Raw genomic sequence first — 9894 nt, 5'->3', positions numbered from 1 at the left:
ACGCACAGCCGCAATCTCATCCGGAGTCACACCCTGTCAACGCAACACCGACCGAAAGGACACGCTCACCCATGTCCGACCTGACCAAGCCCTACCGGTCGCCCGACAGGAAACGGTCGACCGCGGCGACGGCCTCGTCCCTGGTCCTCGCGAGGAACGCCCAGCGGTGCGGGAGTTCGTTCTTGCCGACACGGAGGGTGAATGCCACCGACGCGAGGTCGTCCTCCGATCGCGTCGCCAGGTGGTCGCGGAAGCGGGCGAGCCAGGCCACCAGCGCGGTGTCGTTCATCCCGGAGAAGACGAAGAGCTCCTCGCGCCCGTCGGACGCCGCACTGACCGTGGTGTGCGGGTACTCCTCCAGGATGATGTGCGAGTTCATCCCACCAGCGCCGATCGAGGTGACTCCGGCCCGTCTCGGATGGGTGATCCTGCGTCCGTCGACGGTCGTCACCGCCGGCTCCCAGGCTGCGAGCCGCTGTTGCAGGCGGAAGGGGGTCCGGGAGAAGTCGATGTCGGGGTTGGTCACCGAGCTGTGCAGTGAAGGGGCGAGCTTCCCCTTCTGGAACTGGAGGATGACCTTGGCGAGACCGATCATTCCGGCCGCGTGCAGCAGGTGTCCCATGTTGGACTTCACCGAGCCGATGGCGCAGAACCCGGTCTCCTGCGTGTACTTCTGGAACGCGGTGGTCAGTGCTTTGACCTCGATCGGGTCGCCCAGTGACGTTCCCGATCCGTGGGCCTCGACGTAGCTGATGGTTCGCGGGTCGACTCCCGCGTCGTCGATCGCCTTCTCGATCGCACGCGCCTGCATGCGAGGGCTGGGCACGGTGAACCCGTTGCGCACGCCCGCGTTGGCGAGGGCCGTCCCCTTGATGACGGCGTACAAGTGGTCGCCGTCGCGCTCGGCCTCGACGAGCGGCTTGAGGACCAGGGCGCCGACGCCCTCCCCCAGGATCGTCCCGTCCGCGCCGAGGCCGAAGCTCCGGATCACGTCCGAGGTCGCCGTGGTGAAGTGCTCCTGTGACGAGCTGATGAGGTTGTACGGGTGCAGGAGCAGGTTCACTCCGCCCGCGACGACCATCGAGCACTCGCGTGCCCGGAGCATCTGCACCGCCTGGTGGACGCAGGTCGAGGACCCCGAGCACATCGTGTCCACGAACATGGAGGGGCCGGTGAATCCGTAGAAGTACGACAGCATGTTGGGCAGGGTCCCCGTATAGCTGCCGCTCGCGGGCGATCCACGTGTCAGGCCGTTCTGGAAGCCGTACAGGCCGTAGTGGTTGCTCATGGAACCGACGAGCACACCGACGTCCCCGTCGTACTCCCGCTGGATCGTCTCGCGGGAGTAGCCCGCGTCCTCCAGCGCCTCGACGCCCGTCTGCAGGAACAGGCGGACCTCGGGCGACATGTTCTCCGCCTCGCGCTTGGAGATGCGGAAGTAGCGGGGGTCGAACGTGTCGATGTCATGGAGGAAGGTTCCGGTGCGGATGGAGCTCTTGCCGAGGACACTTCGGTCACGGCTGTAGACGGCGTCGTGGTCCCAGCGCTCCCGCGGGACGTCACGGAACTCGTGGCGGCCCTCTTCGAGCACCGACCAGAGCTCGTCCAGGGTTTCGGCTCCCGGATAGGTACCGGAGATGCCGATGATCGCGATGTCGTGGTGGTCGTCGCACCCGCGCGCCACGCCACTCCGGTCGTGCGCGGTGCCCGTGCCCACGGCAGGGGCCTGTGGTGCGGAAGCGGCGGGAGTCGGGGTGGCGTCCGGCCCCGGCACGTCGGGCGCCCTTTCGGCGGGAGCCCCTTCGACGGGAGTTGGCGGCGGTTCTTCGGCACCGACGACCGCACGCAGCTTGTCCGGGTGCTCCGCGACGAAGTAACCGGCGACGCCGGCGATGTCGGTGTACTCGAAGAAGATCGTCTTGGACAGCGGGCCGAAGAGTTCTTCGAGCGCCGCGGTCGTTTCGAGGATGGCGAGCGAGTCGATCCCGTACTCGATGAGGTTGACCGTCTCGTCCAGAGTCCCGGGATCGCGGTGCAGCGCTTCGCCCACGACCCGGCGCAGAAGTGCGGTCGCGCGCTCCGTCAGCTCCTCGCCCGTGGCGGCCGGCGCGGTCGCCGCGAGGACGGGTTCCGCCGGTACGGTCGCCGCGGGGACGGCGTCCGCCGGTTCCGGGGGCGGTACGGCGGCAGTGAGCGTCGCGGCGGCACCGTACGCCACCACGACGTGTGCCGGCCCGTCGCGCAGTACGCGACCGAGGACGCGCAGGCCGTCCTCGGTGGGCAGAGGCTCCCAACCTCGCTCCCGGCGCATCGACTTCAGCGTCACCGCGTCCACGGACATCCCGCCGTCGGCCCACAGCGGCCAGCTCACGGCGCTGGTACTGCCCGTCCGCTCGCCGATGTCGACCAGCGCCCGGCGGTGATGGGCGAAGGCGTCCAGGAAGGCGTTGGCCGCCGCGTAGTCCGACTGCCCCGAGTTGCCGAACACTCCCGCCACCGATGAGAAGGCCACGAAGAAGTCGAGCGCGAGGCCGCGCGAGGCGGCGTCGAGGTTGAGGACACCCGCGACCTTCGGCTCCAGCACGGCCCGGAGATCGGACGCGTCCTTGGTGAAGAGGTACGCGTCGCGGAGGACACCAGCCGCGTGCACGATGCCGTCGATCGTTCCGTGGTGCTCCGTGATGGCACGGACCGCGCGATCCACGTCGTCCCGCGAGCCCACGTCGACGGGAACGTAGTGGGCGTCCACCCCCGCGTCCCGCAGCCCTCGCACGGCCGCCTCACTCACGGCACCGGACTCCGACCGGCCGCTCAGGACGACGGTGACGCCGGCGCACCGGCCGAAGTACCGCGCGACATGCCGCCCCAGGCCTCCCAGACCGCCCGTGATCCAGTAGACCCCGCCCTCCTTCAGTGGCGGGATCTCGGCCCCCTCGCCCAGGTGGAGTTCCACGGGCCGTGACACGTGACGCGTGCCGTCCGCCCCGTACCGGACCTCGCAGTCGGCGGTCCGGTCCGCCGCCTCCGCCCGCAGGATCCCGGCGATCCGCTCCGGCGGGGCGGCGTCGAGTCCCTCGACCCGCACGACTCGGCCCGAGACGCGTGGGTTCTCCAGGACCACCGACCTGAACAGGCCGGTGAGGGGGGCGTGGTAGTGCCGAGGCAGACGGTCCTCCACCAGCACGACGAACCGGTGGGCGCCCTTGGGCTTCGACCTCACCACGTCCGTCACCCGTCCGAAGGCCAGGTCCGAGACGGCGCCCACACCGTCGGCGACCCGGCCGGGCTCGACGTCGGGAAGCCGTGCGACGGCGAAACCGGTCAGGTCCGCCACGGCGGCGACGTGCCGGGCGGCACGTCCCCCGATGTACCCGTGCGGCGACGGGACCACGGCTGCCTCGTCGCCGGGTACGTCGAGGGGCGCCCGCACCCAGGAGACGGAGGCGGTGACGATGTCCGCGCCGGCCCGGTGGCCGGGCTTGCCCGGTTCCGTCCGCTGGACCAGTCCACGCAGGCTGACGCTCACGATGCCCTCGCTGTCACAGATGTCGATGTCGAACACGTCGAGCGCGCCGTGTCCCGCACGGCGCCGCACCCACGCCCAGCTCTCGGACGCGCAGGGGCGGTGGACCGTGAGTTCCTCGAACGCGAACGGGAGCACCGGGCCGGACCGCCGCGCGCCCTGGCGCGAGGTCTCCGTCAGCAGCACGACCGAGGCCTGGAGGGCCGCGTCCAGCACGCTCGGCGGCAGTACGTATCCGGCGTCCACACCCTGTCCGGCAGCGGGTTCGCCGATGCGCGCGACCAGTTCCCGCGTTCCCAGCCGGATTTCCTTCAGCCCCCGCATGGCGGGTCCGTACTCCAACCCCTGTTCGTGGAACTCCGCGTACACGTCCGCGGTCCCACGCTCACCGGGGCAGGCTGCCGACAGTGCGCCGAGGTCGATCCGGTCCGGTTCCCCGAGACCGCCGACGTCGACGAGCCCGGAGCTGTGCACCACGTCGGCGGCTGTGCCTGTGGAGATCACGAAAGCGAGCGCGCCGCCGTCCTGCGGCGTGAGTCCGACACCGACGTCGGCCGGCGAGTCCTGTACGACGAGCGGACGCGACCATCCCACGTTGCGGAGCCGGACGGCCTCCCCCGGAGCCCCGGCGCCGCGCCCCACCGCGCGTACCGCCGCGGCACGGACCATCTCCACCTGGGCCGCCGCCGGCAGCACACGGGTGCCTCGCACCTGGTGCGAGGCGAGGAACGGCTCCTCCCCGGTGAAGGTCGAGCTGTAGCGCTGCCCCGCCGGGCCGGAGACGTCCGTGTGGAGGAGGGGGTGCGGGACCGTCCCCGCGCTCACCCCCCGGGGAGGCGGTACCGCCTCGTCGTCCTTCGGCGGGGTCCTGAACCAGTGCCGGTCACGGGCGAAGGGATATCCGGGGAGACGTACGCGTCGCGGGTGGGGCGCGGCGTCGGCGCGGCGGTCGAGTGCCGCCCTGTCCACCGTCCCGCCCCGTACCCAGTCCGTCCCCGTCGTGCTCAGCTCCGCGGCATCCTGGTCGCTCCCCCGTACCGTCCGCCCCAGGTGCACCTCACCGTCCGCACGGACCTCGTCCACGAACTCATCGAGCAGGACGAGGAGTTCGGACCGGTCGGCAACGACGAACGCGACCCGGGCGGGCATCGCTTCCCGGCCGACCCGGAGGGTGTACGCGATATCGGCGAGCTCCTGCGAGGGCTGCTCACGCAGATGGGAGAGCAGGTTGCCCGCGACCACGCGCAGTCGTTCCGGCGTCTTCGCGGAGAGGGGCAGGAGCTGCGGGCCTCGGGGGGACGGATCCCGCACCTCGGTGTCGGGGAGATGCTCCTCCAGCACGACGTGCGCGTTCGTGCCACCGAACCCGAACGAACTCACCCCGGCTCGTCGCGGCGGGACCGTTCCGTCCGCCCTCGCGGGTGGTGCCGCCCAGGGCTGGGTGTCGCGCACGACGTGGAACGGACTGCCCTCGAACCTGATGAGCCGGTTCTGATGACGGAAGTTGACGGTCGCGGGCAGCGCCCGATGAGCCAGGGAGGCGATCACCTTGGCGATTCCGGCGACTCCGGCGGCACCTTCCAGATGTCCGATATTGGTCTTGACCGACCCGATCCCGCAGCTCGACGGCTGGGCGACGGTGCCCTGTGCCGCGTGCAGGTTCCGGAAGGCGCTCTTGAGGGCCATGATCTCGATCGGGTCGCCGACGGGGGTTCCCGGGCCGTGCGCCTCGATGTAGGTGACGGTCTCGGGACGGATACCGGCCCGGGTGTAGAGCCTTTCGATCAGATTCGCCTGGGCCGTGGCGTTGGTGACGGTCAGGGAGTTCGTCCGGCCACCGTGGTTCGTGGCCACCCCCTTGATGACCGCGTGGATGGGATCGCCGTCCGCGACGGCCCGTGCGAGAGGCTTCAGGAGGAGCACCGCCCCGCCCTCGCCCCGTACGTAGCCGTCCGCGCTCTCGTCGAAGGCACTCGCGCGACCGGTGCGGGACAACATGCTCGCCTGGCTGAAGGCGACGAAGTGCTTGGGTGACCAGATCAGATTGACTCCGCCGGCCAGCGCGAGGCCGCACTCGCCGTTGGTCAGCGCGCGGACCGCTTCGTACACCGACACGAGTGAGCTCGAACATGCCGTGTCGTTGGTGATGCTCGGACCTTGGAAGTCGAAATGGTAGGAGATGCGGTTCGCGATGATCGAGTAGGCCGTACCTGTGGGGAAATAGGCGTCCGTCCTGACCCCTTCGCGCTCCATCATCTCCGCGTAGTCCGCATGGCAGACGCCCATGAAGACACCTGTTTCCGTACCGGCCAGGTCGGTCGCCGCGTACCCCGCGTTCTCGATGACCCTCCAGGCGAGTTCGAGCGCCATCCGCTGCTGCGGGTCCATGGTCTCCGCCTCACGCGGAGAAATCCTGAAGAAGTCGGCGTCGAAACGGTCGGCGTGCTCGATGAAACCGCCCCAGATGCTGTTGGTCTTCTGCGCACCCCGCTTCGGATCTCCGAAGTACCGCTCCTTGGACCAGCGCTCGGACGGGACCTCCGAGATGAGCGACCGGCCCGCGATGAGGTGCTCGCCGAGCTCTTCCAGCGTTTCGGCACCGGGGAGGCGCAAGGCGATTCCGATGATCGCGACATCGTCCGCCCCGGGTACCGGTTCGACCGTACTCAACGGAGTCCTCCTGCCTCGTGGGCGGGTCGACCGGTCATCGTCGCCCCCCGGTGGTTCCGGTGATCGACGATCGTGCCCACCTTGAGGTCCGCCTTCGCGTGGTCACCCCTTCCGATCTCCTGACCGAGCACGAACTGCTGGTGGAGAACGGCGGTCGAGAGCAGATAGACGAATGCCTGGTCCTCCTTCGTGCTGATGGCTTCACTGGGTGTGGCCATGATTTTCGAGACGAGTTTCTCCGCGAAGACGGGGTCGATACAGTCGATTTTCTGCAGTTCCGTGCGCGAGAGCAGCAGGTCCATGTAGTCCGGCCGCTGCTCCTTGAAGACGGCCGCCCCGGGGGCGCGGTAGGGCTGCTTGCGCCGGGTGAGGCTGGACTCCGGCAGCTCACCCCGCAGTGCCTTCTTGAGGATGGCCTTCTCGTCGGAGCCGTCGTCGAATCGGAGGTTGACGGATGCCGCCGCACGGACAACCGCGGGATCGAGGAAGGGGCAGCGGTTCTCGACGCCGTGGGCGAGACTCATCCGCTCCCCCTGGGTCGACAGGAGGTAGCCGGGCAGGAGCGTCTTGAATTCGAGCCACTGGGCCTTCTGGACGGGGCTCAGCGCGGCGTAGCCGGACGTCGATTCCGTCAGGGCCTGGAGGTCCGCGAACGGGTCGCCCTGATCCTTCAGCAGGCGTGCGGCGAAGCGGCCGTTCTGGTACCGGAGTTCGTGCGAGAAGAGGCCGGGAAGCCGCTCGACGGAGAACTGTTCGAAGAGGCTCGTCAGCCGTGCCCGGTTCGCGGGACCGAAGTGGCTCAGCTCCGGGTGGAGGCTGCCGAGCCTGGCCATCCGCTCGTCGGCCGACAGGTCGTTCCACTCGGCGCGCAGCGAGGTCTCACGGAAGAGTGAGTAGCCGAGGAACGCCTCATCGGCGCCCTCGCCACTGAGGATCACCTTGATCCCGGCGTCCCGCACGTGGCGGGACAGAAGGTACATGGGCACGAACGCGGTACGGAAGGCGGGCACCTCGGCGTGGTACACGGCGGACGGGAAACTCTCCGCGATGTCGGCGCTCGACACGTTGATGGACGAGTGGAGCGTCCCGAGGTACGAGGCGACGACGTGCTGGCTGCCCGACTCGTCGAAAGTCGCATCGTCGAACTCCACCGAGAAGGTGCGGACCTCGTGCGAGGAGAGCTCGGTCGCCAGTTTGGTCACGATGGAGGAATCGAGGCCACCACTCAGATAGACACCGACCTCCACATCGCTCCTCAACCGCATCGCGACGCTCTCGCTGAGGGCATCACGGACGAATGCAGCCGCTTGCCGTTCGGAACCGGAGAAGGGTTCAACATCGAGTTCGAGATCGGTGTATTCGTTCAGAACCGCGTGTCCCCCGCGGACGGTCAGGTAACTCCCCATGGGAAGTTGGCGGATGTGCCGGAAGGGCGTCCGATCGGGCAGCGGTGTCCACACCGCGAAGGTGGAGGCGAGTTCACGGGGGTCGAGTTCGAAACGGAATCCCGGAACCGCCCGGAATGCCTTCATCTCGGAGGCGAAGAGGAACTCTCCACCCCGGCCCGCACCCTCACCGTCGACATAGAAAAGTGGGCGCTTCCCGTATCTGTCACGCGCCAGGAAAAGGTCTCCCGACACCACGTCCCGGATCGCGACCGCGAACGCGCCGTTGAAACGCGTCAGGCACGCCGGGCCCCACTGGGCCCACGCCTGTACGAAGACCTCGGTGTCCGAGCGGGTACGGAAGCGCCGGCCGAGTCCCCTCAGCTCCTCACGGAGTTCGACGTGGTTGTACAGCTCACCGTTGAAACAGATCCAGTAGCGTTCCGTCGGGTCCGCCATCGGCTGAGCGCCCGTGGAGAGGTCGATGACCGACAGCCTGACGGTACCCATCGCGATGCCGTCGTCCAGGTAGTAGCCCGCTTCGTCCGGCCCGCGGTGGCCGATGAGGGACAGCATCGAGACCATGACCTCTGGCGTGGCCCCGGCGTCGAGCGAGGACGGTACGAAGCCTGCGATTCCACACATTGCGGGACTCCTTGCTTCAGCGGTCGTCGCGCTCGGCGATCTTCTTCGCCACGAAGGCATCGATGGACTGCAGCGAGGTGAGAATGTTCTGAAGGAAATCCTCATCCGTGAGCTGGATCGAGAATTCCTTCTCGATGGAGCCCAGGAGCTGCACATATCCGAACGAGTCGATCACCCCGGTCTTGAAGAGGTCGCTCTCGGCCGTCAACTCCTCACCGAACTCCACCAGGAATTGATCTTGAATCATGTTCTGTATGTGCTGCGTTCGCTCCATGTGTCACACCCCGATCTTGGTCAGAGTTCCCTGAGGACTGGATTTCGCCACACTGCTCACCATGCGCAGCAGGGAGTCGCCTCCTATCTGCTCGCACTCGAGACCGCCGTCGAGGTCCAAGAGATAGCGAATACTTTCGACCCATCGAACCGGCTCGACCAACTGCCTGCTCAGCATCTCCGGAATCACGCTTCTTTCGTAAGGGCGTCCACTCGCGTTGGAGATCACATTCACCGCGGGCTCCGCGAACGTGAATCCTCCGAGGAATTCTTCGAACTCGCTGCGCACGGATTCCATGGAGCGGGAGTGGAAAGCCGCACCCACCCGCAGTGAGGAGAACCGGATGTTCCGGCTCTGCAGTGAGGCATGGGCGGCACGCAGCGCGCCGTCGCTGCCCGCGATGACGACCTGGGTGTCGGTGTTGTAGGCCGCCACGTCCACCCCCTCGACGCCGTCCACCCTCAACACGTCGAGCAGGTGCGTCACCGGGGTGTTCAGCACGGCCGTCATTCCGCCGCCGGACGCCGCCGCCATGAGCTCGCCTCGCTTCTTGACGATCCGGAGACCGGTCTCGAAGTCGAAGACCCCGGCAGCGAGGAGCGCGTTGTACTCCCCCAGGCTGTGCCCGAGATAGCAGTCGGCAGGCCGGCCCTCCCGGCGCTCCCGCTCGAACGCGTGCAGCGCGTTGACGGTGAAGAGGGCCGGCTGCGTGCACTCCGTCCGTGAGAGCACGTCGTCCTGGTTGTCGCGGCAGCGTGAGGGGAGGTCGTATCCCAACAGATCGCAGGCGAATCGCGTGAGCCCCGGGTAGTGGCCGAATACGTCCGCGCCCATGCCTCGGAACTGCGAGCCCTGGCCAGGAAAGAGAATCGCAAACACCGTGATGCCTCCAGGTCCGCGCCGGGTGGCTGGCTCCGGCCACCCGGCAGATGCCGGTTTCGATCATGTTGACCCAGCCCCCTTGCTGAACGCTGGCCGGATTGCTGACGACGTGACACGGCCCTTGTCGGGATCCCTGCCGTTCGCTTGCCGGTCCCCCGCCGATCCGCTCCCCGGGCCCGGCCCTGCCGCCCGCGTGTCCGGGCCTTATACGGATTCATGTCCCGCAGCCGTCCACGGCCCGAACCGGCCCCCGGGGACCCCGCCGTGCTCCGGCTCACACCCAGGCCTCACTCCGCGATCTCCGCCACCCCCGCGGCGCGAGCGACCAGACGGATCCGGCCACACCCTCCGCCCTGACGCCGGACCCGTCGCGGGACTCCGTCTGCGCGCTCGGCTTGGCACGACGGCAGCAGGGCACACTGAGCCTTTTCCAACCTCATGTTGAGGCGTGGTGGAGGACGAGGACTGCCTTCACGATGTCGGTGATCCGGTTCGTGCTGCAGCGGAGCTTCCGC

At 68.3% G+C, this 9894-nt stretch carries 4 protein-coding genes; all 4 read right to left on the bottom strand.

Going from position 1 to position 9894, the window contains the following annotated elements:
* Nucleotides 1-91: 91 nt before the first annotated feature.
* From ABT001_RS35300 to ABT001_RS35285, 4 genes are read right to left on the bottom strand one after another with little or no spacing between them, the layout of a single operon-like run.
* On the bottom strand, nucleotides 92-6193 hold the full coding sequence (locus ABT001_RS35300; RefSeq protein WP_351285722.1) for an SDR family NAD(P)-dependent oxidoreductase: 6102 nt from the start codon (nucleotides 6191-6193) through the stop codon (nucleotides 92-94).
* Entirely contained in the window at nucleotides 6190-8223 is a 2034-nt protein-coding gene (gene asnB / locus ABT001_RS35295) for an asparagine synthase (glutamine-hydrolyzing) (protein ID WP_351285721.1), read from the bottom strand. Before asnB ends, ABT001_RS35300 begins: the two co-directional genes overlap by 4 nt.
* Before the next feature lie 16 nt (nucleotides 8224-8239).
* Nucleotides 8240-8470 carry an acyl carrier protein gene (locus tag ABT001_RS35290; protein WP_351285719.1) on the bottom strand — a complete coding sequence of 77 codons (231 nt, stop codon included), beginning with the start codon at nucleotides 8468-8470 and terminating at the stop codon, nucleotides 8240-8242.
* Nucleotides 8471-8500: 30 nt separating this feature from the next.
* On the bottom strand, nucleotides 8501-9376 hold the full coding sequence (locus ABT001_RS35285) for an ACP S-malonyltransferase (protein ID WP_351285717.1): 876 nt from the start codon (nucleotides 9374-9376) through the stop codon (nucleotides 8501-8503).
* Between the last annotated feature and the right edge of the window lie 518 nt (nucleotides 9377-9894).

The organism is Streptomyces sp. NPDC002793, from assembly GCF_040295485.1.
Lineage (GTDB): Bacteria > Actinomycetota > Actinomycetes > Streptomycetales > Streptomycetaceae > Streptomyces.
Note: the sequence above shows the minus strand (reverse complement) of the source record. Positions and strands in the feature narration are given on the sequence as shown.